Annotated in this window: 28 protein-coding genes and 1 pseudogene; 18 read left to right on the forward strand and 11 right to left on the reverse strand. The window is 56.7% G+C overall.

Translation table 11 applies throughout. The annotated features are described in order from the left end of the window. The 6 genes from PLD04_14385 to PLD04_14410 all read right to left on the reverse strand — a co-directional run. The coding region (locus PLD04_14385; protein HXK69514.1) for a DUF4870 domain-containing protein at positions 1 to 340 on the reverse strand (340 nt) is incomplete at its 3' end. 57 nt (positions 341 to 397) lie between these two features. Next, on the reverse strand, positions 398 to 1099 hold the full coding sequence (locus PLD04_14390) for a hypothetical protein (protein ID HXK69515.1): 702 nt from the start codon (positions 1097 to 1099) through the stop codon (positions 398 to 400). Next, positions 1096 to 2223: a DNA polymerase IV gene (dinB, locus tag PLD04_14395; GenBank protein HXK69516.1), complete on the reverse strand. Its 1128-nt coding sequence runs from the start codon at positions 2221 to 2223 to the stop codon at positions 1096 to 1098. The genes PLD04_14390 and dinB overlap by 4 nt, the downstream gene beginning before the upstream one ends. Positions 2224 to 2254: 31 nt before the next feature. Continuing rightward, the gene (locus tag PLD04_14400) at positions 2255 to 2917 is read right to left on the reverse strand and encodes a hypothetical protein (protein HXK69517.1); all 663 of its coding nucleotides are present in this window, start codon (positions 2915 to 2917) and stop codon (positions 2255 to 2257) included. After that, positions 2914 to 5292, reverse strand: a complete 2379-nt coding sequence (locus tag PLD04_14405; protein ID HXK69518.1) for a PBP1A family penicillin-binding protein — start codon at positions 5290 to 5292, stop codon at positions 2914 to 2916. The genes PLD04_14400 and PLD04_14405 overlap by 4 nt, the downstream gene beginning before the upstream one ends. Positions 5293 to 5343: 51 nt before the next feature. Then, on the reverse strand, positions 5344 to 6240 hold the full coding sequence (locus tag PLD04_14410) for a patatin-like phospholipase family protein (GenBank protein HXK69519.1): 897 nt from the start codon (positions 6238 to 6240) through the stop codon (positions 5344 to 5346). 42 nt (positions 6241 to 6282) lie between these two features. Between PLD04_14410 and PLD04_14415 the strand changes: the two genes are divergently transcribed. From PLD04_14415 to PLD04_14435, 5 genes are read left to right on the forward strand one after another with little or no spacing between them, the layout of a single operon-like run. Further along, the gene (locus PLD04_14415; protein HXK69520.1) at positions 6283 to 7275 is read left to right on the forward strand and encodes a glycosyltransferase family 2 protein; all 993 of its coding nucleotides are present in this window, start codon (positions 6283 to 6285) and stop codon (positions 7273 to 7275) included. Positions 7276 to 7280: 5 nt separating this feature from the next. Then, positions 7281 to 9158, forward strand: coding sequence for a PIG-L family deacetylase (locus PLD04_14420; GenBank protein ID HXK69521.1), 1878 nt, complete (start codon positions 7281 to 7283; stop codon positions 9156 to 9158). A gap of 8 nt (positions 9159 to 9166) precedes the next feature. Further along, positions 9167 to 9664, forward strand: coding sequence for a metallophosphoesterase (locus PLD04_14425; GenBank protein HXK69522.1), 498 nt, complete (start codon positions 9167 to 9169; stop codon positions 9662 to 9664). Beyond that, entirely contained in the window at positions 9661 to 11082 is a 1422-nt protein-coding gene (locus tag PLD04_14430) for an aldehyde dehydrogenase family protein (GenBank protein HXK69523.1), read from the forward strand. Before PLD04_14425 ends, PLD04_14430 begins: the two co-directional genes overlap by 4 nt. Next, positions 11069 to 11854 (forward strand): SAM-dependent chlorinase/fluorinase, encoded by a 786-nt coding sequence (locus tag PLD04_14435; GenBank protein ID HXK69524.1) that lies wholly within the window; start codon positions 11069 to 11071, stop codon positions 11852 to 11854. Before PLD04_14430 ends, PLD04_14435 begins: the two co-directional genes overlap by 14 nt. Positions 11855 to 11891: 37 nt before the next feature. Here PLD04_14435 and PLD04_14440 read toward each other — a convergent pair whose 3' ends face one another. Continuing rightward, positions 11892 to 12245, reverse strand: a complete 354-nt coding sequence (locus PLD04_14440; protein HXK69525.1) for a DUF190 domain-containing protein — start codon at positions 12243 to 12245, stop codon at positions 11892 to 11894. Positions 12246 to 12260: 15 nt separating this feature from the next. Next, a complete protein-coding gene (locus tag PLD04_14445; GenBank protein ID HXK69526.1) occupies positions 12261 to 12638 on the reverse strand; it encodes a CrcB family protein in 378 nt (125 codons plus the stop codon). Between the two features lie 206 nt (positions 12639 to 12844). Here PLD04_14445 and PLD04_14450 point away from each other — a divergent pair, with 206 nt between their 5' ends. The 4 genes from PLD04_14450 to PLD04_14465 all read left to right on the forward strand — a co-directional run bounded on the left by PLD04_14450 (position 12845) and on the right by PLD04_14465 (position 14188). Further along, positions 12845 to 13141, forward strand: coding sequence for a 2-nitropropane dioxygenase (locus PLD04_14450; protein ID HXK69527.1), 297 nt, complete (start codon positions 12845 to 12847; stop codon positions 13139 to 13141). A 108-nt stretch (positions 13142 to 13249) separates the two neighbouring features. Next, positions 13250 to 13582, forward strand: a complete 333-nt coding sequence (locus PLD04_14455; GenBank protein ID HXK69528.1) for a metalloregulator ArsR/SmtB family transcription factor — start codon at positions 13250 to 13252, stop codon at positions 13580 to 13582. A 91-nt stretch (positions 13583 to 13673) separates the two neighbouring features. Next, complete coding sequence (gene trxA, locus PLD04_14460) at positions 13674 to 14012, forward strand: thioredoxin (protein ID HXK69529.1); 339 nt, start codon at positions 13674 to 13676, stop codon at positions 14010 to 14012. Beyond that, positions 14012 to 14188: a zinc ribbon domain-containing protein gene (locus PLD04_14465; GenBank protein HXK69530.1), complete on the forward strand. Its 177-nt coding sequence runs from the start codon at positions 14012 to 14014 to the stop codon at positions 14186 to 14188. The genes trxA and PLD04_14465 overlap by 1 nt, the downstream gene beginning before the upstream one ends. 48 nt (positions 14189 to 14236) lie before the next feature. Here PLD04_14465 and PLD04_14470 read toward each other — a convergent pair whose 3' ends face one another. The 3 genes from PLD04_14470 to queA all read right to left on the reverse strand — a co-directional run bounded on the left by PLD04_14470 (position 14237) and on the right by queA (position 17243). Continuing rightward, positions 14237 to 14770: a GerMN domain-containing protein gene (locus PLD04_14470; protein HXK69531.1), complete on the reverse strand. Its 534-nt coding sequence runs from the start codon at positions 14768 to 14770 to the stop codon at positions 14237 to 14239. Further along, positions 14755 to 16161, reverse strand: coding sequence for an N-acetylmuramoyl-L-alanine amidase (locus PLD04_14475; GenBank protein ID HXK69532.1), 1407 nt, complete (start codon positions 16159 to 16161; stop codon positions 14755 to 14757). Before PLD04_14475 ends, PLD04_14470 begins: the two co-directional genes overlap by 16 nt. Positions 16162 to 16223: 62 nt before the next feature. Further along, positions 16224 to 17243, reverse strand: a complete 1020-nt coding sequence (gene queA / locus PLD04_14480; protein HXK69533.1) for a tRNA preQ1(34) S-adenosylmethionine ribosyltransferase-isomerase QueA — start codon at positions 17241 to 17243, stop codon at positions 16224 to 16226. A 24-nt stretch (positions 17244 to 17267) separates the two neighbouring features. Here queA and PLD04_14485 point away from each other — a divergent pair, with 24 nt between their 5' ends. From PLD04_14485 to PLD04_14525, 9 genes and pseudogenes are all read left to right on the forward strand, one after another. After that, entirely contained in the window at positions 17268 to 18290 is a 1023-nt protein-coding gene (locus tag PLD04_14485) for a zinc-binding dehydrogenase (GenBank protein ID HXK69534.1), read from the forward strand. 40 nt (positions 18291 to 18330) lie between these two features. Then, positions 18331 to 19314, forward strand: coding sequence for a UbiA family prenyltransferase (locus PLD04_14490; protein ID HXK69535.1), 984 nt, complete (start codon positions 18331 to 18333; stop codon positions 19312 to 19314). 141 nt (positions 19315 to 19455) lie between these two features. Beyond that, positions 19456 to 20076, forward strand: a complete 621-nt coding sequence (locus PLD04_14495) for a hypothetical protein (GenBank protein ID HXK69536.1) — start codon at positions 19456 to 19458, stop codon at positions 20074 to 20076. A gap of 201 nt (positions 20077 to 20277) precedes the next feature. Continuing rightward, positions 20278 to 21711 carry an ATP-binding protein gene (locus PLD04_14500; protein HXK69537.1) on the forward strand — a complete coding sequence of 478 codons (1434 nt, stop codon included), beginning with the start codon at positions 20278 to 20280 and terminating at the stop codon, positions 21709 to 21711. A 129-nt stretch (positions 21712 to 21840) separates the two neighbouring features. Next, positions 21841 to 22008: pseudogene (locus PLD04_14505) on the forward strand (type I restriction-modification system subunit M N-terminal domain-containing protein). A 132-nt stretch (positions 22009 to 22140) separates the two neighbouring features. Beyond that, complete coding sequence (locus tag PLD04_14510) at positions 22141 to 23304, forward strand: Fic family protein (GenBank protein HXK69538.1); 1164 nt, start codon at positions 22141 to 22143, stop codon at positions 23302 to 23304. After that, a complete protein-coding gene (locus tag PLD04_14515) occupies positions 23301 to 23447 on the forward strand; it encodes a hypothetical protein (protein HXK69539.1) in 147 nt (48 codons plus the stop codon). The genes PLD04_14510 and PLD04_14515 overlap by 4 nt, the downstream gene beginning before the upstream one ends. Before the next feature lie 582 nt (positions 23448 to 24029). Next, positions 24030 to 26081 carry an N-6 DNA methylase gene (locus PLD04_14520; GenBank protein HXK69540.1) on the forward strand — a complete coding sequence of 684 codons (2052 nt, stop codon included), beginning with the start codon at positions 24030 to 24032 and terminating at the stop codon, positions 26079 to 26081. 175 nt (positions 26082 to 26256) lie between these two features. Next, on the forward strand, positions 26257 to 26897 hold a 641-nt coding region (locus PLD04_14525), incomplete at its 3' end, for a restriction endonuclease subunit S (GenBank protein ID HXK69541.1).

The raw sequence follows: 26897 nt of genomic DNA on the forward strand, positions 1-26897 counted from the left end.
TCAGGGGAATTCCAATACAGACAAAGATGAGCGGGATGCAGATGATGGCAGCAATGCTGACCGTGATCTGGAAGTTCAGCGATTCCTTGGCCTGGTCACTCACAAAGGGAAACTCATCCCTCTTGATCAGAAAGATGATCAGGGGAGCGAGAATGTTTCCAAAGGGAATAATGATGCCGCAGAGCGTGAGAATGTGGGCGAGCATGGCCCAGGTCCGGGCTTCGCTCGGGGGACCATCTCCGCCGGCTGTGGGAACGGGAGGAGGGGTAGGCTCCGCCGCTTCAGTTTCCGGGGCTTCCGGGGTTACCTGCTCATCCTGATTGGTGGGTTCATCGGTCATAAGATCCTCCCTTTCAAACAAATCTATCGATATAGTACAGGTTTCAGGGATGTCGTGTCAACAAGAGCCCGGATCATTTCCGGATAGAAGGGCCTGCGCCTCGGATTCGCGTCTTGCCAGCTCGGGATGATCGATCGTGACATACCAGCGAAAATCGGGTTGGAGATCGGAAAGCAGATCGAAGTCTCCCTCGAAATCGGGCAGAGGTGGTCTGTCTCCCGAATCGATTCGATACGAAAGGGAAACGGCCCGGTAATCGTCGGCCTCGTATCCCATGTCGGAAAAGGGGTGAGTCGGGTGAAGGGAGCGGTGAAGGTGGGCACGATTCAGAGGAAGTGTCATGACCGTATGTTCCTCCGGAGGAGGTTCTGCTTCCCGGGGATCGATGGGGCCCGCAAGGATCATCCGTTTCCATCGCCGATCAAAGGTCACGGAAAATGTTCCTCCGGTAAAGGTGTGAAGCCGTGAACAGTAGCGATGCCGGGCCCGGAGATATCGAATGACCAGGCCCAGAGCGATGAACCCGGCAAGGGAAGTCAGAATCATGGGGCCTGGGGGTAGCTCTCCCTTCAGGGGTGAGAAGAGAAATACCGGGACAAGGAGCGGTACGGCCACGGCCAGGACCCAGGTAAGAATCGAAGGGGCGGAGGGTTTTTCCAGGGAAGGGACACGATTCTGGTGAAAGAGGGCCCGTTCCGGGTTCATGCTGACGAGATGTCGTCCTTCGATCCGATAGGGTATGGAATGAATTTCGGTCACGAGCTTCCCATGGAAATGGCTTTCAGGCCGTGCCGGTCCCGAAGGCGATCCACAGTCTCTTCCAGAAGTTCCCGACGGATGTGGACCAGGGAACGCTGCCGCCCCCCGGTAAGGTTGGAAAGGGCAACCCCGACGAGCCGAACCCGGAGCCGCCTCTCATAGAGGCCGGTAAAGAGCTCCTCCACCCGGGTGCGAAGGAGGGGATAGGCATCGGTGGGGACGGGAAGGGTCCCGGAGCGGGTTGCCGTCACAAAGTCCCCGTAGCGAATCTTGACGGTGATGGTCCGGCAGGCCATGCCTTTTTTGCGCATCCGGTAGACAACCTTTTCCGTCAGCCAGAAGAGGCGTGTCAGGAGGGTGCGCATATCCGTGATGTCTTCGGGAAAGGTGTCCTCGGCGGACATTCCCCTGTGTTCGTGGTGAGCGTGCAAGGTCGCCGATCCCTGCCCGGAGGCCCGTTCATGGAGGGAGATGCCGTGGCGTCCCAGGGCGGCGGCGAGGAGGGCCGGAGAGAGACGCTGGATGTCTCCCACCGTTTTCAGGCCCAGTTCTCCAAGGGTTTTCCGTGCCTTCGGGCCGACACCCGGAAGCGTTTCAACGGGGAAGGGGGAGAGAAAGAGCGCTTCCTGTCCCGGCAGAACCGCAAGCTGTCCGTCCGGTTTGGCCAGGGTGGACGCAATCTTGGCCGTGGCCCGCGAAGAGCCGAACCCGATGGAGGCTGTAAGGCCCATGGCCCGGATTTCCCCCCGGATTCGATTTCCCGCGGAGGGAAGGTCCTGTCGGTAGAGACGTTCACAGCCGTCCAGGCTGAAAAAGAATTCGTCAATGGAGGCCTGTTCCACGAGGGGACTGTATTTTTGAAGGACCAGGCCCACGTTCCGGGAGTAATCCAGGCAGGCCTGGCCATCGGGGGGAAGGAAGACGGCCCCGGGGCAGAGACGGCGGGCCGTGGCTGAAGCCATGCCGGAATGGACGCCGAAAGCCCGGGCCTCGTAGGAGGCGGAACAGACCACGCCCCGTCCTTCGGGATCTCCCCCCACAATGACGGGACGGCCACGGAGGGATGGATCACGGATTCGTTCCACGGCCACAAAGAAGGCATCCAGGTCCAGACAGCCCAGCATGGATGCATGATATGCGAAAATTATACGAAAATCAAGAGGGACGTCGGGGACGACGGCGGATGGGTTGTCCCGGTTCGGTTCGTGTGTCGGGCATCGTATCGGTGTATAGCACCCGTTCAAGATGGTCAAGGTCGTGATCCCGCACGATCTTTGCGAAATTCTGGCTGATAATGGAGAAGAACCTGGGGTCATCGAAGGAGAACTCGATGGTGTGCTCGGTGGGAGAGGGGGGCAGTGTGAAGAAGAGGATCAGCCGGTAACATCCCGAAGCGATTTCGTCCGCGAATCCCCGGAAATGAACCCGGGATCGTAACGGGGAACAGGGGCAGGGGGCGGGATCGGGAAGGTCATTGGCCCAGAAGAGCCGTTCCAGCATGGCGAAGGGATCCTGATACTGTGAAGGAAGGAAGGGATAGAGCTCGTCAAAGCGTTCCAGGATCAGGGCCAGGATGGCGGGATCCTGAGCGGCGCTGGCGAAATAGTCACGGTAGACATTTTCATCATGGGGAAACCGGGAGAGCTCCGGGAAGTAGAGGCGGTCACAGGCGGAATGACTGGCCTGAAGGGCCGCACGTTCCCGATTCAGTCCGGCATCGGGTACCTTGAGAATCGAGAAATCCTGGATCTGCTGAAAGAGCCGGCAGGGGTCCGCGGGAGATGCAATCAGCAATGCAGCCAGATACAGATGGATCAATGATTCTCTCCTTCCTTCTCTTCATCAAAGTAGCCCTCTTCGATAAGCGTCCGGACCTTTTCCGTGTATTCAGTCCCCATGATTTCTCCGGGTTTGGGCTCGTAAAACTGAAACTGGAGGTAGTAAGGCAGCTGGATGATGCGGTGCCACTCGTCACTGCAGATCTCGGTGGGCTGGGTCCCGGGAAGAAAGGCCTCCTGAATGACCGAGGGGCAGGAAGAGGAGGCAAGAAGACCGGTCGTGCGATCGATCCGGGCGAAGGCAAGGCCCGGCGGAACCGAAAAGGACTCAACCGGTTCCAGGCCTTCCCGTGCGATGTATTCCATGACGGATTTCCAGACCGGAAGGGCGGCTTCGGCACCGGGCATTCGTTTTCCAAGAGGAATCTTGGTCTCATTCCCCACCCACACTCCGACGGTATAGGAGGGAGAATACCCGACAAACCATGCGTCGGTATAGGCATTGGTCGTTCCTGTCTTGCCGGCAAGGGGAAGAGGGATCGATCGGGCCGCGACCCCGGTTCCCCGCTGAATCACTCCCTCCAGACATGAACTGGTCAGGTAGGCGATCGTGGGGTGAAGGGAAGCGGTCGTTTCGGGTGCGTGCTGTTCCAGGAGGGCGCCATTCCGGGTGATCGAGGTGATCAGGTACGGTTCGACATGGGTCCCCAGATTGGGAAAGACGGTGTAGGCCGCCGTCAGTTCCATCGGAGTTATGTCGGCGGCGCCCAGTGCGGACGAAGCGTAGGGCGGGATGGATGAGGTGATGCCGCAGGCCTTTGCGGTCCGGATGACATTCTCCGGGCCTACAAGTAAAAAGAGCTTGACGGCGCAGACATTGAGAGAGCGCTCCAGTGCGTCCCGCAGTGTGACAATACCGTAGTAACGCTTGTAATAGTTTGTGGGGCTGTAGTCGGGATTACCCGTTTCGGAGATGAGGTAGATCGGACTGTCAAAGATCGTGTCGGCCCAGGACCAACCCTGCTCCAGGGCCGTAGCGTAGACGAAGGGTTTAAACGCGCTTCCCGGCTGACGCATGGCCTGCGTGGCCCGGTTCCATTCTGAAAGGGAAAAATCATACCCTCCCACCATGGCCAGAACCTGGCCGGAGGCATTATCCAGGACGACAACGGCTCCCTGGGTCAGGGGAACCTGGGAAAGGCGGAGGGTCTTATCCTCGTTGAGATAGAACCTGGCAATATCTCCCACCTGGAGGAGCCGGTTCAGCGGTTTCCCGATCCAATCGTAACCTGAAGGTTCCAGAGTGAAGGAGAACGAAGCGATCCGGACCGTGGCGGTGCGGTCATCCCTTCGCACAACGAGACCGTCGTAAAGGCGGTCGGGAACGAGGTGGGAGAGTCCTCTCCAGGAAGAATGGCGGTAGGTCTGCAGGTCGGGATTTTCCTTGGAAACATTCACGATTCCTTCCGCCCGGTACCCCTTCTTCTCATCGATGACGTGAAGCTGGCGCTTCAGGGCGGCTTCCGCAACACGCTGAAGGTTCATGTCCAGCGTAGTCTGGACCTGAAGACCCTGCTGGTAAAGGGCTTCAGGACCGTAGGTCCGTTCGAGGTGACGACGGATCTCCTCGGCAAAATACTTACCTGTGAGCTCGGCCGGATTCTCCGGGCGGAGGTCAAGGGGGCGCGCCTGGATCTGTTTCGCCTGCTCTGCCGTTAAGTATCCGATGCGCTGGAGGCGCTGAATGACCCAGTTTCTTCGTCCTATGGCCCGATCCGGGTACTGAAAGGGATTATAACGGCTGGGACCCTGGGGCAGGCCGGCCAGGAGTGCGGCCTGGTGGATGAGGAGCTGATCCGGGCTCTTGTTGAAGTACCGCTTCGATGCTGCCGCAATTCCATAACTGCCCGAACCCAGGTAGACCATGTTGCAGTACATGGCCAGGATTTCATCCTTGGTGAGCCGCTTTTCAAGGTCAAAGGTCAGGATGGCTTCTTCGATCTTTCGTTTGATCGTCTTTTTTTTGGTCAGGTAGAGTTCGCGGGCAAGCTGCTGGGTGATTGTACTGCCTCCCTGGGAATAACTGCCGCTTCGAATGTCGCTCAGAATGGCCCGGACAATGCTCTTGATATGAATTCCACCGTGGGTGTAAAACTCGGAATCTTCCGCAGCCAGGACACAGGCTCGGACCATAAAGGGAATCTCGTCCGGGCGCAGGGGAATTCTTTCTTCGATGGCATACCGGGCAAAGATCTTCCCGTCCCGGGCGTAGAGCTGTGTGGTTCGAGGTGGAGCCAGGCGTGTGACTCCCTCCACTTTGGGAACCTCGAAGACCCGACCCGTCAGGACCCCGGCGAGGGCGCCCAGAAGAATGGGAAGGGCCAGAAGGATCAGGATTTTCCGGGAACGGCGCATGGAACCGTAGGATAACATACGGCCCGCGACGCGTCCATGGATTTGCGGGGGTTATCGCTTTCGAAATCTCCGCAGCAGAGATGAAAACCCGGACTCCCTCCAGCGGGGAAGAGCGTCCATCGCGCACGCTTCTCCCCTGTCAATCAGGGAATCGATTTCCTCGAAATCGTACCAGGGTATGGATGTAACTTCCGGAGTCAGGGCCAGGTCGGCCCGCTCCAGGTGTAGACGGGTCAATTCCATGGAGGTGATCTGGTGAGAGCGCTGCAGGGTCTCGAAGATATTTTCATCATCGGCCATGGGAGCCAGGCCCTCACCGACGTGGACCGCGATCACGGGTTCCCGGGCCCGGGAACGAGCCGTCATGACCGGAACCACGTCCGTGACACATCCGTCCAGAAGGTGCATGGAGTTCCTCCGGAGTGGAGGGAAGACCCCGGGGATGCTGGAAGAGGCCAGAATGGCGTCCCGCAGGAGACCCCGGTCCAGTTCGATCCTCCTTCCCGTAGCGATGTCGGATGCCACGGCAACAAAGGGAATGACTGTGGCATCAAACGTCAGATCGGGTACAAGTTCCTCGACAGCGTGGATCAGGCGTTTCTGTTCAAAGACACTTTGCTTGGCCAGGGAGATGTGGAGCATGACCCGGTCCCGGATTCTCTGTCCCAGGATTCCGAGGGCCGAAGGGTTCTCCTGCCGCTTTAACCGGGAAAGACCCGACCTCCGATAGGCATCGCTCTTCAGAAAGGCTTTGATATGGGTTTCGATCTGATAGGCGTCCATTCCCAGGGCATAGAGCGATCCAACGATGGCCCCCATGCTCGTTCCCGCGATGAAGGCAGGCCGGATATCCAGCTTTTCCAGGGCACGCAGAACACCAATATGGGCCAGGCCCCGGGCGCCTCCTCCACCCAGAGCCAGAGCGGCGGAATGCTTTTTGAACAGCATGAAACTATTGTATCACCGGCAGGGTAGGGGTAGGATGAAACCATGGCTGTTTCCCTGGTCGTCGTGAACTACTTTTCATCCCGTGAACTGGCCCGTCTTCTGGACTCTCCCCACGGGTGCGATGAAGTCATTGTCGTAGATCATTCGGAAAGCGCGGGGGAGGCAGAAGCCCTGGATTCCCTTCCCATCGACCGTCTCATCGTCCGGAACAATTCGGGATATGGAGACGGCCTCAATCATGGTGTTTCCCGGGCGAAGGGAGACGTCGTCCTTCTGGCCAACCCGGACCTGGTGTTTGGGAAAGGGGCGACGGAAGCGCTTACATCGGTTGTACAGAATGAGAAGGTAGGCGCGGCTGGCCCCCGGTTCTGGTGGGGAACGGAGAGGAACTGGCTCCTTCCCCACGCGTATGACCTTTCCTTTCGGTCGGAATGGATGAGCCGCTGGATGCCCCGGCGGAACACGCTCCGCTATTTGACAGCACAGACAAAATTCTGGAAGACCGGAAAAACCATCGATTGTCCTGTCCTCTCCGGCGCCATCCTGGCCATGCGGAGAGAAGTCTTTACTTCCCTTGGAGGGTTTGATCCGAAGTACTTTCTCTTCTTTGAGGAGAATGATCTTGCCAGAAGGCTGATTCGATCGGGGTACAGGCTGAAGATGGTTCCGGAGGCTGAAATTCACCACGGCGTGGGCTGTTCGCTGGGACCGTCGACCTATGAAGATGCTCATCTGCAAAGCCTTCAACGATTCCGACACCTTCATTTCCCCCTGTGGTACCGTCTTCTCTATCCCCATCCCCCTCCTGAAGCCGGCCTTGCGTGGAAAGAGAGATCTTCTGTCGCTCTTCACAGTGAAGATGTCCTTCTCCTCTCACCCCACGCCTCCTTCATCCCGTCCGCCGCGCGATTGGTCCGGGAGGGGGATACCCTGACCGCTCTGCCTCCCATTCCGGCGGATCAGGGGTCCCGTTTCCATCTGGCGGTTCTCTCCGGTTCCACCCTTGGGTATGCCGGAGAGATTCAGGTAGAATAGGTTCCGTGGAGGAAAGAAACTACGTTCCCTATGAATCGAGCCTCCTTCCGGGAGAGCGCTTTGTTGTTCTGGCTCCCCATCCCGATGATGAGGTTCTCGGCGCCGGAGGGTCCATGGCTCTTCTTGCGGCGCAGGGCAGGAAGGTTCATGTCCATATCCTGACCGGAGGATCGGAGCAGGGGGATCCTGAAACACGCCAGAGTGAAAGTCGGAAGGCAATGGAAACACTGGGGATCGATGAACCGACCTTCCACGACTTTCCCGATCGGGGACTTTCCTCCCGGGAAGGGGATCTGAAAGAGCTGATCCTTTCCATCCTCCATGAAGAAAACCCGGACTGCCTCATCCTTCCGGGACCCCATGAAGCCCATCCGGACCATCGTGCCCTGGCCGCGGTTCTCCTTACCCTCCTGCATGAACTGCGGCCGGGAGATCGGGACTTCGGGCTGATCCGGGACCTCACCCTGGCCTTCATGGAGATTTCCCTTCCTCAGCAGATCAACCATCTTGTCGATATTTCCTCCGTGATTGAAACAAAATCCCGCGCGCTGGCCCTTTTTTCATCCCAGCAGGCATTCCGGGACTACGCGGAAAAGATGGCCGGGCTCAATGCGTACCGTTCCACGACCCTGCTGCCTCCCGCCACCCACGCGGAAGGCTTTCGGGTCATGGCCGCGGGAAGCGCGGCTCTCCATCCTCTGACCGATTTCTTCCCGCAGGGGCTTCCATTCGCACCCGCCTCTCCCACCATCTCGATTTCTCTCATTATCCGGACGCGCAACCGTCTCTCTCTGCTGGAGGAAGCGCTTCGCAGTGTCTCGGAAGCCGAAGCGCCGCCCGAGCAGGTGATCGTCGTCAACGATGGAGGCGAGGATCCAGGTCCTGTCGTGAGCCGGTTTTCCACCCTTCCCGTGGAGGTGATCTCCTTCCCCGCCTGCAGGGGTCGGGGGGTTGCAGCCAATGAAGGCCTGCGCCGTTCCTCACAGGATGCCGTAGCCTTTCTGGACGATGACGATATCGTCTATCCTGAGCACTTTCAGACACTTCGAAGAGCAATGGGGCATGCGAATGTGGGCGTTGTGTACAGTGATGCCGTCTCCACCATCCATGGATGGGACGATAACGGGACGCCCCTTCCGCCTGAAAGGCACCTCTCCTACGGACGGGACTTTGATCCGGACCTTCTTCTCTACGATAACTACATTCCCTTTCATACCCTTCTCATCCGAAGATCCCTAATCGATCAGTCCGGGCTCCTCAGGGAGGATCTCGATCTATTCGAGGATTGGGAATTTCTCATCCGGCTCTCTTCCCTGACTCCCTTTCACCACGTTCGAAGGGTTACCTGTGCCTATCGACACTTCCGTCAGGGAGCCACGCTGGGCGTGGACCCCACTTCAAGGCAGGATTTTTCCCGGGCTCGATGCAGGGTTCTGGAACTTACCCGGGAGAAGCGGTCTCCGGAGGTGGAAGAACGGGTTGTGAGGCGCCTTCGAATCACCCTGGACCAGACCCGGGAGAAGCTCGTGGAGTTTGAGGGGGAACTGCAGTACCATCGCCGGACCTCCGAACAGCTTTCCCGGGAAGTCCATCGGCTGGGGAGCGATCTGGGACAGGTTTCCGATGCCCTCCATCGGGAGCGGGGAGAATGGGAGAAAGAAAGACTCGAGTCCAGGGATCAGGTAGTCGCCGTCCGGGAGGAGCTGGGGGAGCGGGAAGAAGCGCTGAAAAAGCTCCAGCTGGAAAATAGCCAGCATCAGGACCATCTGCGGGCCGCCTTTGAAGAGATCGAGCGGCTGAACGGGATCCTGAGTCAGATTTATGCGTCCCGTACCTGGAAACTGCATACCATGGCGGAGCGGCTGAAGGGACGGAAGGGCTAGGTCTTTCCGTGCGCATTGCCGTCATCAGTGATTCCCACGACAACCTGAAAGCTGTGGAACGGTTTCAGTCCCATGTGACATCTCATCCGCCCGACCTCATCCTTCACGCGGGCGACATCGTGGCACCCTTTACGGCCCGGCTCTTTCTCGAGATCGCCATCCCCATCCGGGCCGTCTACGGAAACAATGACGGGGAAACGGGCGGTCTGGCATCCCTCTTTACCGGTATTCACTCCATCCAGAGGCCGCCCTTCACAGGAGAGTTCGGCGGGAGGAAGATCTTCATGGTTCACGATCTTGCAACGGAGGGAGACCTTATCAGGCGGGAGTGTCCCGACGTGGTGATCCACGGACATACTCACCGCCTGGAAATGGTACGAAGGGACGGCTGTCTCTATCTCAATCCCGGTGAACTGGGGGGCTGGGTGACCGGGAAATCAACCTTTATGATGCTGGAAACTGAAAACGTATCTGTCGAGAAGGTCGACCTGGAGGTGAGGCCATGACCGTTGAGCATCCGATGATCCTTGGAGGAAAGGAAGTTCTCACGGGGGATCTGCTTCCCGTGGTCAATCCCTTTACCGGTGAGACTGTGGCCTGTGTGCACCGGGCGGGAGAGGGGGAGGTGGAGTCGGCCATTACGCTGGCCGCCAGGGGTGCGGAGGCCATGAAGGCTCTTCCCCTGCATCGGCGATCAGAGATCCTGACCGGTGCGGCAGTGCGTCTGAAAGACAAACGGGAGCATGTTGCGCGGACGATTTCGGAGGAGGCAGGAAAGCCCCTCCGTGCAGCCCGGGCCGAAGTCGATCGAGCCATCTTCACCTTTGAACTGGGGGCCTCCGAGGCCGGACGTGTGTCGGGAGAGATTCTTCCCCTCGACCTGGTCCCCTGGGGAGAGGGTGCCCGGGCCTACGTGGAGCGATTTCCCATCGGGACCATCGTGGCGATCACTCCCTTCAACTTTCCCCTCAACCTGGTTGCCCACAAGCTGTCTCCCGCATTTGCTTCGGGCAACAGCGTGATTCTCAAGCCTTCCTCGGAAACACCCGTGACTTCCCTGGTTCTTGCCGGCCTTCTCTATGATGCCGGCCTGCCTCCGGAGGCCCTCTCCGTCCTTCCCATGGCCTCCACACTGGCCCCTCTGCTGATTTCCGATCCGCGGCCCGCCATGGTTACCTTCACCGGGTCTCCCCAGGTCGGGTGGCCCCTGAAGGGGCTGGCCGGCAAGAAGAAAGTCACGTTGGAACTGGGGGGAAACGCCGCCGTCATCGTGCACCATGACTGGGACGTGGAAGACGCAGTCCGTAAGTGCATCGCGGGCGGGTATGGCTACTCGGGGCAATCCTGCATCTCGGTTCAGCGGATTTATATCCATGCCGACGGTTACGAATCCTTCAAAAGCCGGTTGATTCAGGGAGTGCGGGCATTGAAATCCGGAGACCCAATGAAAGAGGATACCGATGTGGGTCCCCTGATCACGGAGAGTGCGGCTCGAAGTGTCGAGGAGATGATCCGTGAGGCATGTTCGAACGGAGCCTCTCTCCTCACGGGTGGAGACCGGAAGGGATCCATGGTGGAACCCGCAATCCTTGAAGGCGTCGGAAAGAACCAGAAGATCTATCGCCAGGAAGTCTTCGGTCCCGTGACCCTTCTGGAACCCTATGAAGATTTTGACCGGGCCCTCGCGGCCGTCAATGACAGCGACTACGGTCTCCAGGCCGGGCTGTTTACACGTGACGCCTATCGGATCCGGAAGGCCTTCGAATGCCTTGAGGTGGGAGGTCTGGTCGTGGGTCAGGCGTCCGCGTACCGGATCGACCATCAGCCCTATGGCGGAGCAAAGGATTCGGGCTTTGGACGGGAGGGGGTCCGCTACGCCATGGAGGAAATGACGGAGAGGAAGGTTCTGATTGTCACAACCTGACGGACGGCATCCTCCCTGTCCAATCCTGACCCTCCTGACCGATTTCGGATGGCGCGACAGCTATGTGGGAGAGGTGAAAGGCGTCCTGCTCTCTTCCTGCCCCGGCATCCACCTGGTGGATCTCTCCCATGACATTCCCCCGGGGAATATCTGGCATGGAGCCTATGTCCTGGCGCGCCAGCTGATTCACTTTCCCGGAGAGGCCGTACATCTTGCGGTGGTCGATCCCGGTGTGGGAAGCGAAAGAAAGGTGCTCATGGCTCATTCCCGCCATGGCACAATTGTCGCCCCGGACAATGGGCTCCTGACCTTCGCCATGGAATGGATCCCGGATCTGGCCATCCGATGGGTGGTCACCCCTCCTTCCGGGCAGATATCCCCGACCTTCCATGGCCGGGATCTCTTTGCCCCCCTGGCCGCGAAGCTTGCGTCCGGTGAAGATCTGGATGGGATGACCCGGCCCCTGGACCGGCCCGTACGGCTGAGCTACGAACCGCCGGAAAAGAGGGGATCCTGCTGGACCGGAACGGTCCTTCACATTGACCATTTTGGAAATGTGATTACCGATATCCCGATCAAGGAACTGCGGGGAGCCTGCCGGATCGGACCTCACGTAATATCGGCCTGGGCCCGATGCTTTGCAGAAGCTGAATCCGGGTCTCCCTTTCTCTATTCAGGTTCAGGCGGAACCATGGAAATTGCCCTTCCCGGCGAGCCGGCCCATCTCCGCCTGAGTGTTTCCAGAGGACAGAAGGTCATCCTCGAACTCTGAGGAAGGTAGCAGGCTCCGGCTCACGCACCTGCGTCCATCATGAAGGGTCGCCTTTCCCGGGATTGTGCCGGTACGCGATGACCCGGACCTTTTCCATCGTCACCAGGCCCTCGTGAATGATGTGATCCAGTTCGGGAAGAAAGGCCTCGATCTTTTCGCCGGTATCCACGATTTCGATTACGATGGGGAGATCTTCCGAGAGCCGAAGTACCTTCGATGTGTGGATCCGGCTGTTGGCGCCGAACCCGAGAAACCCGCGAAGAACCGTGGCTCCTGCCAGGCCTCGCTGACGGGCCTTTTCCACAATAACTTCGTGGAGGGGTCTGCCTTCAACCCGATCGCTTTCACCGACAAAGATTCGCAGGAGAAATGCCTCGAAGGGAAGTTTCATTGAACCAGCCTCCTTTTACACCATTCGCGCCAGGACGGTCCCGGCCAGAAGTGCGATCAGGCCGAGACCATTTTGAAGGAGCAAATTTGCCGCTGCGTAGAGCCACTCTGCGGACCGGATCAGCTCACCCGTCTCCAGGATTGCGGCGGAAAATGTCGTGAACGCACCCATAAAACCAACAAGGATGAGAGTGCGGGTACCCGAGGGAACAGGCCACCGATGCTCGAACAGAGTCCACAGGAAACCTGCCAGGAAGCAACCGGTCAGGTTGACGACGACGGTTCCCCAGGGGAAGGACGAACCCAGTACCCGGTGCGTCCATCCCGCCAGACCGTACCGGGTCAGGGTTCCCAGTGCCCCGGCGCATGCAAGCCATGCCAGCTTTTGAACCATCAGGAAGTCCTCCTTGTCGGATTGAGCCGTGTTGGGTCCGAACGGGGGGAATACGTCCGCAGGGAACCGTATTCCCGACCGCGGTTTCTATTGTAGCAATCCCGGTTCAGGGGATGAAGCTCGTAGCGCCGTTCCTTCCATCCGGATGCCCCGGCCCTTCAGAAAACAATTAGGCTTCTGTCGAATAGATAGACTATAATGACGCCATGAAGATAGATAAGATTCATGTTACGTGTCCCCACTGTCAGGCCCGTCTCACGGTGGACCGGGAAACGGGAGATCTGCTTGCTTCTGAAGTGTCGCGGGAAAAGAACAAAATATCGTTGGAGGATCGATTAAAGGCCCTGGACAGCGAGAAGGAACGGTCCGATGAAATCTTTCAGCAGCAGATGAAGGCTCTGGAAGATAAAGACCGGCTTCTCGAAGAGAAATTCAAGGAAGCCGTTAAGAAATCGAAGGAAAGCGATCCCGGAAAGCCGATACGAGATATCGATCTGGATTGATCATTCCAAATCAGGCAGGACCGGATGAAGGGGCCGGATCCTGAAGGGCTTGATTTTGGAATAAAATATGACTATATTACTTTATGAATAGATAGGGAGGTATCGGGTATGAAGTATAACGATGTAACACTCACGAAAATCTCCGAAATCCTGAAAGTGATGTCGGAACCGATGCGGTTGAAAATTCTTCAGAGTCTCCATGAAGGAGAGCGCTCGGTGACCGATATTCTGAAGGAAACGGGGGGCCATCAGGCAAATGTATCCAAGCACCTGGGAATTCTCAGGAGAATGGGGCTGGTTGCATGCAGGAAAGACGGTCTTAACGTCTACTACTGCCTGAGCGATGACAGCATCTTCTTGATCTGTGACGGGATTTGTGATTATCTGAAACGCAAGATCATCAAAGACCAGGAACTGTTGTCCAGCCTCGAATCTTCCTGAACCGAGTTTCCACCGTTTCACGGCCCGTCGCCCCGTGGAATCGGTACCCGTCGCGACGAATGAAAAAAAGAACGTGAAAGGAGAAGCAACCATGAACGATGTGAAACATGCAGATGAGCCCGTAGAAATCAGTGACGGCACCTTTGAAGCTGAGGTACTTTCCAGTGATATCCCCGTACTCCTCGATTTTTGGGCACCCTGGTGCGGACCCTGTCTCATGATTGCCCCCACCCTGAAGGAAGTGGCCAAAGAGAAGGCAGGAGTCGTTAAAGTAGCGAAGCTCAATACCGACGAAAATCCGATGACCCCGGGAAAATTTGGAATCATGGGAATTCCCACGCTGATTCTCTTCAAGGATGGTCAGATCGTTGATCGTCTCGTGGGTGCCGTGCCGAAAAAGAAGATTCTGGAGATCCTGGAGAAAGTCTGATGCCTCTGTATGAGTACGCCTGCCAGGCGTGCGGTGAATCCTTCGAGATGCTGGTCTTTTCCTCCGCCGAGACGGTGGATTGTCCGTCCTGCGGCTCGGAAGACGTCCGCAAAAAGGTTTCCGCCGTCGGACTCAGCGGCGGAGGCTGTGTTTCGACCGGATCCGGCTTTACCTGAGGAGTCTGACTCCGGGCAGGCTGCCCGGAACGAAATGTTGATGTTTTCTTATTTTCTGGGTTTAAAGAAAGCCGAAGCATCGAGGTGAGTAAGAAAGGGAGAGGCCTCTCTCCCATTGATGAGGATCTTCACGCTTCGGGCTTCGGAAAAGTTCAGGCTCACCCCATTCACAATGGCGTACACCATGGTCGATTCTTCTTCACTTCCCATTCCCGGTGGCTCGGCTTCCGGAAATTCCAGATCCAGCACGCACATCCCTTTGGAGGGGAAGTAGACGGCCCGTGGACGCAGGCCGCGAGGGAAAGGGGATACCAGATGTTCGGGAAACTTCATCGCAAAATAGGAATCCAGCATGATAAGAATACCCTTTTCCGGTGATGAAAAAGCGGGAATCTCCCCAACGAAGGGTTGAAGGGATCCCGATCCCGGATTAACACCGAAAAAGGTGATCTGTGCCTTTCCCTCCCCCGAGGCGGGCTGTTCGGGGGAACCGGTTTCCTGAGGCTGAAGGGTGGTGGGAGTATTTCCGCCCGAGCAGGCCGCCAGCCCGAAGAACAGGGCAAGGACTAATGCACGAACCAACGATCCCCCGTCTGAATCTGAAATTGATGAACCGCGTCGGCAACGGCCTGTGCCTGAAGGGTGAGATACTCTTCTGACTGAAGCATCTCCACATCCTTGGGGTTGGTGAGAAATCCCAGCTCGATCAGGATCGCCGGCATGGTGGCTCCCATCAACACGCGGAATGGCGCCTGCTTCACGCCTCGTTCCGGTAAACCGGTCGCATCGGCGATCGACCTGGCCGTCAGATCGGCAAGGCTGGCGGATCCTCGAATCGTGGCACTTTGCGCCAGGTCCCAAAGGATGAACTGAATATCGTCGGTCCTGGTCGGAGAGAGATTTTCGTCCTCCGCAAGCACCTGAAGCTGACGATCGACGGTGTCCAGGGTCAGATAGTAGACTTCCGCACCATGGGCTGAGGAGGTGCGGGCGGAGTTGGCATGGATGCTGATAAAGGCATGGGCCCGCACTTCGTTGGCCTTGGCGGTCCGCTCATCCAGATCGATATCGATGTCATCCTGTCGGGTCATTACGACATCGTAGCCGTACTGATCTGCAAGAATCCGACGCACCTTCAAGGCCGCCCGGAGGGTGAGATCCTTTTCCGTCAGACCCTCTCCATTTCTGGCTCCCGTATCTTTTCCGCCGTGGCCGGGATCCAGTACCACGGTAAACCGGGAAGGCGGGGAAGGACTCAAGGGAGGGGTCTGGCGTGCGGGTGTGGTGGAAGAGACCGCTCTGGACGGTGCCCGGGAAATATCCAGGACGATGCGAAAGGGAGACTGCAGTGTGTACGAGCTCACATTGGATCCGGCATTTAAGAGCTGAACAATTATTTCCTGGCGGCCCGGAACGATCGAACGGACAAGGGGATCCTTGATCTCCGGCAACGGGTTCTGGAAATAGAGGGGGCGTCGAAAGGCTATCCGGACCGTGTCATTTTCCGTCTCGACGGAATAGGTGGCCTCCTGTTCAAGCATGATGACAAGCTTCGTAAAACCCGTAAGGTAGTGAAGCTGGACCCCCGTGATCACAAGATCGGAAGCTGTGCGGCGGCTGATAATCAGGGTCTGGGTTCCGCTTCTGCACTGGGCTCCGATGAGTGGGCAGAGGATTCCATCGTAAAAATCGAGGGGAAGGAAGCACTTTTCACCCTGGATGACGGGAGCGGTGGAAAGGGATTTCAATTCACCATCCACGACGACGAACTGACTGTCCGTGCCAAAGACAAGGGTATGGCCTTCGATTTCAATCCGCCACCCCTGGGTCAGTTCGAATTGGCCGAAGGTGGCGCCCAGTTCCCGTACGATGGGCTGAAGTTCGATCAGGGTCGTGCCTCCCTGGGGGAAAGCTGTCGCGGGAACGGGAGCCTGATCGATGATGATCGTAAATGCCAAAAGGAGAGCCAGCACGGATTTATTGTACGATGTTCCCCGGGGTGGCGCAAGACTGCCCTGTTTTGAATGGGTTTTTGTCAGAGAAGGAGCATGCAGTCCCCGTACGAATAGAAACGGTAGCCGGATTGGAGGGCGTGGGCGTAGAGATCGAGAACCCGCTCCCGTCCCGCAAAGGCGGACACCAGCATCAGGAGGGTCGAGCGGGGAAGGTGAAAGTTCGTTAACAGTCCGCCCACCACCTGAAATGGGAATCCGGGTTCAATAAATAAATCGGTGCTCCGCTCCCCGGGCAGGATTTGACCTCTTCCCTGGATGCAGGCCGCTTCCAGGGTGCGAACGGAAGTCGTTCCCACCGCGATGATTCGCCGCCCTTCCTCCATGGCCCGGTTCAATTTCTCTGAAGCTTCCGCTGAAATAAGATACGATTCCCTGTCCATGGGGTGATCGCGGGTGTCTTCCGCCTTCACGGGACGGAACGTGCCCATAGAAACATGGAGGGTGATCGACACGATCTCGATGCCCATGATTCTCAGGGAATCGAGGATATCGGGCGTAAAGTGAAGGCCCGCCGTGGGGGCCGCCACGGAGCCGTTCGCCCTGGCATAGACGGTCTGATACCAGGTCCGGTCTTCCGGTCGATCCTCGCGACGGATATAGGGGGGAAGCGGGATGTGACCGTGACGGTCCAGGATCGTCTGAAAATCGGCGGAGCCTTCCACGATCCTTGTGCCTTCCGCCCCTGTATCGACAATCCGTATCGAATCCCCCCCGGGGAATTCGACCCGGGCCCCGGGAAGGAGCTTCCTTCCCGGCCTTCCCAGAGCGACCCATCGACCCTCCGTCTCCGGTCTGAGCAGGAAGATCTCCACCTTTCCCCCCGTGGGAAGGCTTCCCATGAGCCTGGCCGGAATCACCCGGCTGTCGTTCAGAACGAGAAGATCCCCGGGACGGAGAAAGGAAGAGAACGCTCCGATCGTCGTGTCGATGGGGGTCGCTTCGTCTCTTCGGGAAACCAGCATCCTGGAAGTCCCGCGCGGTGCGGGCTCCTGGGCGATGGCTTCCCCGGGAAGGTCGTAGGCAAAGAGATTTACATCCACGGCGGACTATTATACCCTTGCGCCATGAAAGCTGCAGTCGTCCGGCGATACGGTTCCATCCGCAATATGGAGATTCAGACCTGGCCCGATCCGGTCCCCGGTCCAGGAGAAGTTCTGGTTGCCGTCCGGGCCGTCGGTCTCAATTTCGCCGACATCATGAGCCGCCTGGGTGTCTATCCGAAAACGCCACCCGTTCCCTTCGTTCCGGGTCTCGAGTGCGCCGGAGACGTTGTGGCTGCAGGAGAAGGAGTAAAGCGTCTCAAGATCGGGGATCGAGTCCTCGGGTTCACCGGATTTGGAAGCCATGCCGAACTCGCCTGCCTTCGGGAGGACCTGGCAACCGTCCTTCCCACTGCAATGCCCTGGACCGATGCCGCAGCCCTGATGGTCACCTACCTGACGGCGTACCATGCCCTCTCCCACCTCGCCAACTGCCATCCGGGCGAGCGGGTGCTCATCCATTCCGCCGCGGGAGGTGTCGGGACCGCGGCCATTCAGCTGGGCCGATATTTCAACCTGGACATGATTGGAACGGCCGGCTCGGACGCCAAGTGCGAGGTGGTCAAAAACCTGGGTGCCGACATGGCCATTCACTACGGAAAGGAACGGTTCGATCGAGAGATCCGGGAAAGGTTCGGTCCGGCCTGCCTTGACATCGTCCTGGATGGTGTCGGGGGCTGGGCCTTTCGGCCCGGCTGGAAACTGCTGGCCCCCATGGGTCGCTACGTTCTCTTTGGTCTCTCCAGCGTGACCGGCAGGGGAGGATTGAACCGCCTTCGCGCCCTGGCTCAAATGGTGAAGATGCCCTATCTTCATCCCTTTCCCATGGTTTCAGGGAACCGGGGCATCATGGGATTCAACCTCTCTCTCCTCCTGTCCCGCCGGGACCTCCTCGAGGCCGCGATGAGGAAGATCCTTAAGCTATATGAATCGGAGATCCTCTGTCCCGTGGTGGGCCAGACCTACCCCTTTTCCGAGATCTGCCGGGCCCATGAGGCTCTCCAGGGAAGAGAAACCATTGGAAAGGTCGTGGTTCTCATCGAGTGAAGCCCGGGTAAGAGGGAAGTCTAGTACAATAGGTACCGCCATGAAACTCGGCCTCTATTCCAGATTCACCCGCCCCTTCACGCTCCTCCCCCCCCTCATGGGCATCCTGTCCGGTGCGGTATGCGCCTTCGGGTCGATTCATAATCCCGACCCGGAAAGGCGGATCACGCTTTCCCTTGTCCTTGTGATCGTCCTGGGTTCCCTCTGCGCCTCCCTTCTCAATGCGGCCTCCAACGTCATCAACCAGATCTATGACCTGGAAATCGATCGGAAGAACAAACCGTCCCGCCCCCTCGTCACGGGAGAGATCTCCATGCGCAGTGCCTGGATCTATGGATTGTGGCTCTACGTCCTGGCCCTGGTTCCCACATGGCTTGTGGTTACCTATCCCTACACAACCTGGAGTCAGAAGTTTTCCGCACCGCTCATCCGACATGAAACCTTTTTCATCTATCTCGTCGGGCTCCTCTTTACCTTCATCTATTCCGCTCCCTTCCTTGGACGGACCAAACGGCTGGGGATCTGGGCCAATATTACGATCGCCATCCCCCGGGGAGTACTCCTGAAGGTGGCGGGCTGGACCTTTGTGGCGTCCATGTTCTCCACGGAACCCTGGTTTATTGGATCGATCTTCGGTCTCTTTCTCCTGGGGGCATCCTCCACGAAGGACTTTTCCGACATGGAAGGCGACCGTTTGGGGGGGTGCATTACCATGCCGATCCGCTACGGCGTCCGTAAGGCGGTCTACATGATTTCCCCCTCCTTCATCTTCCCCTGGCTGCTCATGCCTCTGGGGGCGTGGATGAAGGACCCTCTCTCCCCCGAGCACACGATCCTGACGGGAAATCCCTATATTCTCACCGGGCTTGGCATCGGGCTGTGCCTCTGGGGAATCTACACCGTGTCCCTCCTTCTGAAAGACCCCGACGCGCTAGCCACCGTGGAGAATCACCCATCCTGGACTCACATGTACGCCATGATGATGGCCGCCCAGGTCGGCTTCGCCCTGGCCTATCTCTTCTGAATTTTCATCTCCCAAAAAATTAGGGACTGTCCCGGGTTTATTGGGGGACATGTACTTGTTACGTGTCCCCGGATTATAAGACGAATTAATCAACTTAACCATTAACAACAGATGATCAGGCTATAATAACCATAACTACTCATGGGTATCGCACGTTATATCTGCAAACGGTTGTCCACTTGGCGCGCAAGGATTACAGCGGTATGTATTATCCTGCTCTTCCTTATGGTGGGCTTTGTTGCCATGAATACTTATCAGTTTCGGTACACGGGGTTCTGTCCTTCGTGTGGAAGCACATTCCGGGCATCGACATGGATGATTTGTTTTTTCCCTGAAGAGTTACCCCCGATCGATGAACCAGTTTGGCAAGGATTTCATAGACTGTTAATAGAGCCCTCTCCCGCATATAATGATTTTTTGTTGCGTCATCACGAGCACGATTTCTATTTCACACAGGGAAATCCGTTTCGGATGGGGTTTTTATGGGCCGGTTGTGCAACGGGTGGAATAGACAGGGATACAAGTGGAAATCAAAACGACCTTCTGTATCTATACAACCAAAACAAGAGGTTCCGGAAGTACATTAAAGAAAAGATCCATAATGGTGAACTGACCCGGCAGGACATGGTGAATGTTCTTTCCCCACCCAGGTTAAATCAGAATCAAAATTCAGAAACGGAAGGTAGCGAAAAATCAAGGATTTCACGAAAACTAATTGAACAATGGAAATTGCAAGCTGAGCTATCAAGTGAAAGGAAATAGACTGAGAAATTTCTTGACAATAACATATTTCGGGAGTAGGTTTTATTTATGACTCGGGGGGAATTATTGAAGGATGAATAATCGCAAAATTCCTTGGGTGAGGTGTTATGGTCAATAACACCAGCGAAATTGAAAAGAGGTTATGGGGTGCGGCGGATGAGCTGAGGGCGAACTCGCGGCTGAAGGCGTCGGAGTGAGGCCATGAATCGACGTGATCTCGAGATCCTCATCCAGGAAGGGGAAGGTACAACACTGGAGTTCAAGGAGAGCCTCTCAGGTGCGCTCTCGCGGGAACTGGTGGCCATGGCCAATACGATCGGGGGGAAGATCCTGCTTGGTGTGCGCGACGACGGTACGATGGCAGGAGTAAGAGATTCGAACCGCCTCCGCGCGCAAGTCCAGGATCTCGCCCGCAATTGCGATCCACCTGTCAACATTCTCATCACACCGCTGGATAACATTCTTGTGATCAGTGTACGGGAGAGCGAAAACAAACCAGTCCAATGCAGTGAAGGATTCTTCTGGCGGCAGGGAGCCGCAACACAGAAACTCACCCGCGAGGAGATCCTTGACTTTTTCCGCTTCGAGGGAGCGGTTCGGTTCGATATGACACCCTGCCCCGATTTTCATTATCCGCAGGACTTCGAACGCGACAGGTACGACACCTGGCTGAAACTATCCGGCATCACCGGCCGGTTGAAGACCGAAGACGTGCTGGTCAACATCGAGGCGGCCGAACGATCGGGTGGAACCCTTCTATTCCGCAACGCCGGTGTCCTTTTCTTCGCCAAAAACGTGCGGCACTTCTTTAACCAGGCCTACGTTACCTGCCTGTTGGCAAAAGGAACGGATAAGGTCAACATTCTCGACCGGAAAGACTTCGATGGAGGGATCGTCAAAGATATTGAAGATGCGCTCCGTTTTATTGAACGTAATACCCGTACCGCCTACCGGATTGAACAACTCAGGCGTGAGAATATCCCGGAATACCCGATGAAAGCTCTTCGAGAAGCCGTCACCAACGCGGTCATGCACCGTGACTGGTTCATGGAGGGTGTCAACATCTTCGTCGAAATCTATGACGATCGGATCGAAGTCGTAAGCCCCGGCGGACTGCCAAAGGGAATGACACTTGCAGACCTGGGGACCAGGAGCGTCAGGCGAAACGCACTCATCGCCGACCTTTTGCACCGCATCGGATACATTGAGAAAGCAGGAACAGGGGTAAAAAGGATCCGTGAAGAAGCACGAAAGGGAGGCTACCCCCTGCCGACCTGGGAGGCAAACGACTTTGTCACAACTGTGTTCCGGCCGAACCCTGAAGTACGGCATGAGGTTGGCCAGACTTGGGCCCAGTCAGGGGCCCAGTCGGGACCAAGTCGGGACCAAGTCGAAATACTGAGAAACTGCCTGATCGAGAAGGCTTTAACCGATCTGTTGGAAATCGTCGGCCGCACCAACCGGACCAAGTTTAGGGACCAGGTACTCAAACCGCTACTGCAAGCAGGATGGTTGGAAATGACTATCCCGGACAAACCACGCAGCAGTAAACAACGCTACCGTTTGACCGAGGCAGGCCGCACATACCTGAACAACCAGCAGGATGAGGAATCTGCTGACCACGTAGAGGGGTAAAATTGACCATGGCTAACAATACAAGCGAAATTGAAAAGAGGCTGTGGGGTGCGGCGGATGAGCTGAGGGACATGGGGGAACGAGGCAGCGACCTTTTACAGTTATACTTTTGCGGAGAGGAGATCTGACATGGCCAAGAACAACAACGGAGCCAACATCGGTTTCGAACGGGAATTGTGGCAGACCGCCGACGCGCTCCGCTCCAACATGGATGCTGCTGAATATAAACACGTCGTGCTCGGCCTGATCTTCCTCAAATACATTTCCGATGCCTTCGAGGAGCAGTCTGCCAGGCTCGACCGGATCATCTGGGCCAATCTGGAGGACATCGGCTATGGCGGGTGAAATAAAGTTATTTAACGATTCGCCGGTTTCTTTTAATAACGGTCAGCCTTATTTAACGAACGTTGAACAAGGAGCCGCTGCGATATGAAAAGGAAAGTGACAGGATCTTACGTAACAGCAAATGTCGCCGGCGAACAGATCCGGGCCTTCATCCCCCATCCCTTGCCCCCCAATCCGTCCCTTGAACTGAACGACCAACGCCAGCGATTACTGGAACGCGCCACGCTGGCCCTGGGGCGCCTGGACAGCATTACCCTACTCTTGCCTGATCCCGACCTTTTCCTCTATGCCTATGTTCGCCGTGAGGCAGTGCTCTCTTCGCAAATCGAGGGCACGCAATCATCCTTGGCTCAACTGCTGCTCTTTGAATTGGAAGAAGCGCCGGGCGTCCCTTTAGATGATGTGACGGAAGTCTCCAATTATGTCGCGGCGCTCAACCACGGTATGGCTCGAATGAAAGAGGGCTTCCCTCTCTCCAATCGCTTGATACGGGAGATGCACGCCATCCTCCTTTCGCGCGGCAGAGGCAGCGAAAAATCTCCGGGGGATTTTCGGCGATCGCAAAACTGGATCGGCGGCACGCGCCCGGGGAATGCACACTTTGTCCCTCCACCTCCCCAGAATGTGGAAGAGTGCATGTCGGCGCTCGAACACTTTCTCTACGACCAGGGCAGCCCCGATCCTGCTCTCATCAAAGCAGCGCTGGCCCATGTCCAGTTCGAGACGATTCATCCCTTCCTGGACGGCAACGGAAGAATCGGACGATTGCTGATCGCCTTCATCCTGCATCACGACCACGTGCTGTCACAGCCCTTGCTGTATCTCAGTCTGTATTTCAAGCAGCACCGCTCCGAGTACTACCGTTTACTCGATCTGGTGCGCACCGAAGGTGATTGGGAAGCATGGGTGGATTTCTTTTTGGAGGGCGTGGAGCACACGGCTTCGAATGCGGTCGAAACCGCCCGCAGGCTCGTCAGTCTCTTTCAACAAGACGAGCAGAAGATCCAGACGCTTGGGCGCTCCACCTCCACCGTGTTGCGCCTCTTTCGCACTCTTTGTGAGCTTCCCCTTGTCACGTTGAACCAGATTTGCAAGCGCACGGGGCTTTCTTTCCCGGCGGCTGCCAAGGCCATGCAGGCGCTGGAACACCTTGGGATTGTGCACGAAATCACCGGCCTGCGCCGTAACCGCGTGTTTGCGTATCAGCAGTATCTGACGATTTTGAGCGAAGGCACGGAGCCGTTGTGAAGCGAATGAAAGTGATAAACCAGACCGCCACCCTGCACGAGCAGACGGAGCAGTCAGCCAGGCCCGACCGGATCACCTGCCTGCGCCGAGGCTTCGGCAGGCAGGTCTGGGACAAGCTGGAGGACATCGGCTATGGCGTGTGAATGTCAAGAAACAACCTTGGCTGATGTCGCGGTGGACGTATCGTATGGATACACCGAGAGCGCGACAACCGCCCAGGTCGGCTTCGCCCTGGCCTATCTCTTCTGAATTTTCATCTCCCAAAAAATAGGGCCTAAAGGGCTGTTGAAAAACCCCCTGCCTGATCAGAAGTGGACAAAAAGAGGGACTGTACCAGGGGAGGATGGAATGGGGTGGGACCGTCCCCTTTTTGTCCTTGTAATGATGGGCAAAAACCGCTGGGAAAGGCTGCGGTTTCGCCTCAAATTCCCTGAAACCAACACAGTCCATAGTTTTCGCCCATCTCACAAATTCATGTTTTTCACAGCCAACTGTCCCGGATTTTTTGGGGACATGTACGTGTTACGTGTCCCCCGATAAAAATCCCGTGCGCACTTGACAACCCCGGCCATGGGGAGTAATTTTTTACCATGCTCCTGGAGGGCTCCAAAGGCAAAACGTTTTGCAGGAGGCAGGTATGAAAAGAAAGAGTGCCAGGGCAGTGCTTCGGGCCTCCCGGGAATGTCAGTCGGTTTCGATGCCTCTGCCGGAAGGAGAGCGGATGAATGGCCAATAACACCGGTGAAATTGAAAAGAGGTTATGGGGCGCGGCGGATGAGCTGAGGGCGAACTCGCGGCTGAAGGCGTCGGAGTACTCCATTCCCGTCCTGGGGCTCATCTTCCTCCGGTACGCGGACTCGAAGTTTACCCATGCGCATGAAGAGCTGGAGGGAAAATCCACCGGCAGGAAGCAGATCGGGAAGGCCGACTACCAGGCGAAAGGTGTACTCTACCTGCCGGAACCGGCCCGCTTCGTGAATCTTCTTAAGTTACCAGAGGGCGGGAACATCGGGCAGGCCATCAACGATGCCATGAAGGCCATCGAGGCTGAAAACCCCGACCTGAAGGACGTCCTCCCCAAGACCTACAACCGGCTGGAGAATGCCACCCTCGTGGAACTGCTCAAGCTCATGGCTTCCATCCCCATGGACATCGAGGGCGACGCCTTCGGGAAGATCTACGAATATTTCCTGGGTAACTTCGCCCGGGCGGAGGGCCAGAAGGGCGGGGAGTTCTTCACTCCCACCTCGATCGTCAAATTGATCGTCGAGATCATCGAGCCCTTCCACGGCCGGATCTTCGATCCCGCCTGCGGTTCCGGGGGCATGTTCGTCCAGAGCGCCCGGTTCGTCCAGGAGCATAAGCAGAGGCCCACCGATGAGATCAGCGTCTACGGCGAGGAGCGCGTCGCCGAGACCGTCCGCCTCTGCAAGATGAACCTCGCGGTCCATGGCCTGGCAGGTGACATCCGGCAGGGCAACACCTACTACGAGGACCTTCACAACAGCAAAGACAGATTCGACTTCGTGATGGCCAACCCGCCCTTCAACGTGGACCGGATCGACAAGGAACGCCTGAGGGATGATAAGCGATTTCCCTTTGGCCTGCCCAGGACCGACAACGGAAACTACATCTGGATCCAGATCTTCGCCAGTGCCTTGAATGAAAAGGGGAGGGCCGGCTTCGTCATGGCCAACTCCGCCAGCGATGCCCGGTCCTCCGAGCTGGAAATCAGGAAGCAGATGATTGAAGACCATCTGATCGATGTCATGGTCGCCGTGGGAAGCAACTTCTTCTACACCGTCACCCTCCCCTGCACGCTGTGGTTCTTGGACAGAGAGAAAGCTTTGCTTCCTCCCTGTCCACCCTCACCCGGCCCTTTGGGCCACCCTCTCCCAGCGGGAGAGGGTAATAGCGTGTCAAAAGCTTCGCTTCCTCCCGGTCCACATTTCCGCGGGGGCTTTGACTTCTCGGACCTCGTGAAGCAGGCAAGAGAGCTGCGGAAGAAACAAACACCTGCGGAGGAACTATTCTGGCAATTAGTGCGGAACAGGCAATTCATGGACCTGAAATTCCGTCGTCAACACCAAATTGGTGACTACATCGTGGATTTCTACTGCCCGGAAGCCAACCTTATCATCGAATTGGACGGTTCTGTTCATGAAAAGGACTCAAGGCAGAAAATCGACAAAAAGAGAGACGCCTACCTAACCTCCGTTGGCAACAAAGTCATCAGAATCAAGAACGAGGACCTCATTGATTCAACACAAGATACTCTCCACAAGATATCTGAGAACCTCCCCTCTCCCCCTGGGAGAGGGGTCAGGGGTGAGGGTAAACAGAACGGTGTTCGCAGTCGGGACACTGTTCTGTTTATAGACGCGAGGCATACTTTTCGGCAAATCGACCGGGCCCACCGGGACTTCGAACCCGCCCAGCTTGAGTTCCTGGCCAACATCGTGAGACTCTACCGGGGCGAGGAACCCGAAGACCGCCACGGGAGTAAAGAGCTCATGGAAACCCACTTCCCCGACGGGACCTACGTCGACGTTCCCGGCCTCTGCAAGGTGGCCACCGTAGAGGAGATCGAGGCCCAGGGGTGGTCTCTCAACCCCGGCCGGTATGTCGGTGTCGCCGTCCAGGAGGACGACGGCGTCGACTTCAAGGAGCGCCTGCAGGAACTCAACGACGAACTCCAGGTCCTCAACGCCGAAGCTCGGGAATTGGAAGACCGCATATCCGACAACGTAATGAAATTGCTGGAGACAGACGTATGATCAGGCAACCAACAAACTCCCTCTCCCCTTGGGAGAGGGATGGGGTGAGGGTGCGTAGCACAGAAGATCGGATTGAGGAGAATGTAGCAATGTTGTTGGAAGATACTCAATAAATCTATGCACTTACTATTTGAAAACTGGACTCCGCGTATTTGCATGCATTGGGATAACAAACATGATTGAGTGCGTTCTAAAGGATCTTATTGACTTTTCGCGCGATGGGGAATGGGGAAAATCTGAAAAATTTGATAGATGTATCCCAATGGCTGTGATTCGAGGCACAGATTTCGATAAAGTTCGTGATGGTGACATTACTACTGTTCCAATAAGATACATTGCAGCAAAACAGGCAGAATATAAACAATTACATGGTGGAGAAATTCTAATAGAATGTGCTGGGGGTTCGAGGGGACAAATTACAGGTAGGACAATTTTCCTTAAACCAGAAATGGTAGTCAGCTTTGGCATTCCTGTGACATGTGCAAGTTTCAGCAGATTCATTCGCTTTAGAGAGTCGGACATATTTGACCCGAAATACATTTTTTGGCACCTTCAATACCTTTATGAATCTGGACATTTAGATCAATATCACACTCAACATACCGGAGTATCACGTTTCCAGTGGTCAACATTTGCGGAAAACGAGGTTCTTACATTACCACCCCTCCCAACCCAGAAAAAAATCGCATCGATCCTGTCGGCGTATGATGACCTGATCGAGAACAACCTGAAACGGATCAAGATCCTGGAGGAGATGGCGCAGAGGCTCTACCGCGAATGGTTCGTCCACTTTCGCTTCCCCGGCCATGAAAACGT

The organism is Thermoanaerobaculia bacterium (assembly GCA_035593605.1).
Taxonomy (GTDB): domain Bacteria; phylum Acidobacteriota; class Thermoanaerobaculia; order UBA2201; family DAOSWS01; genus DAOSWS01.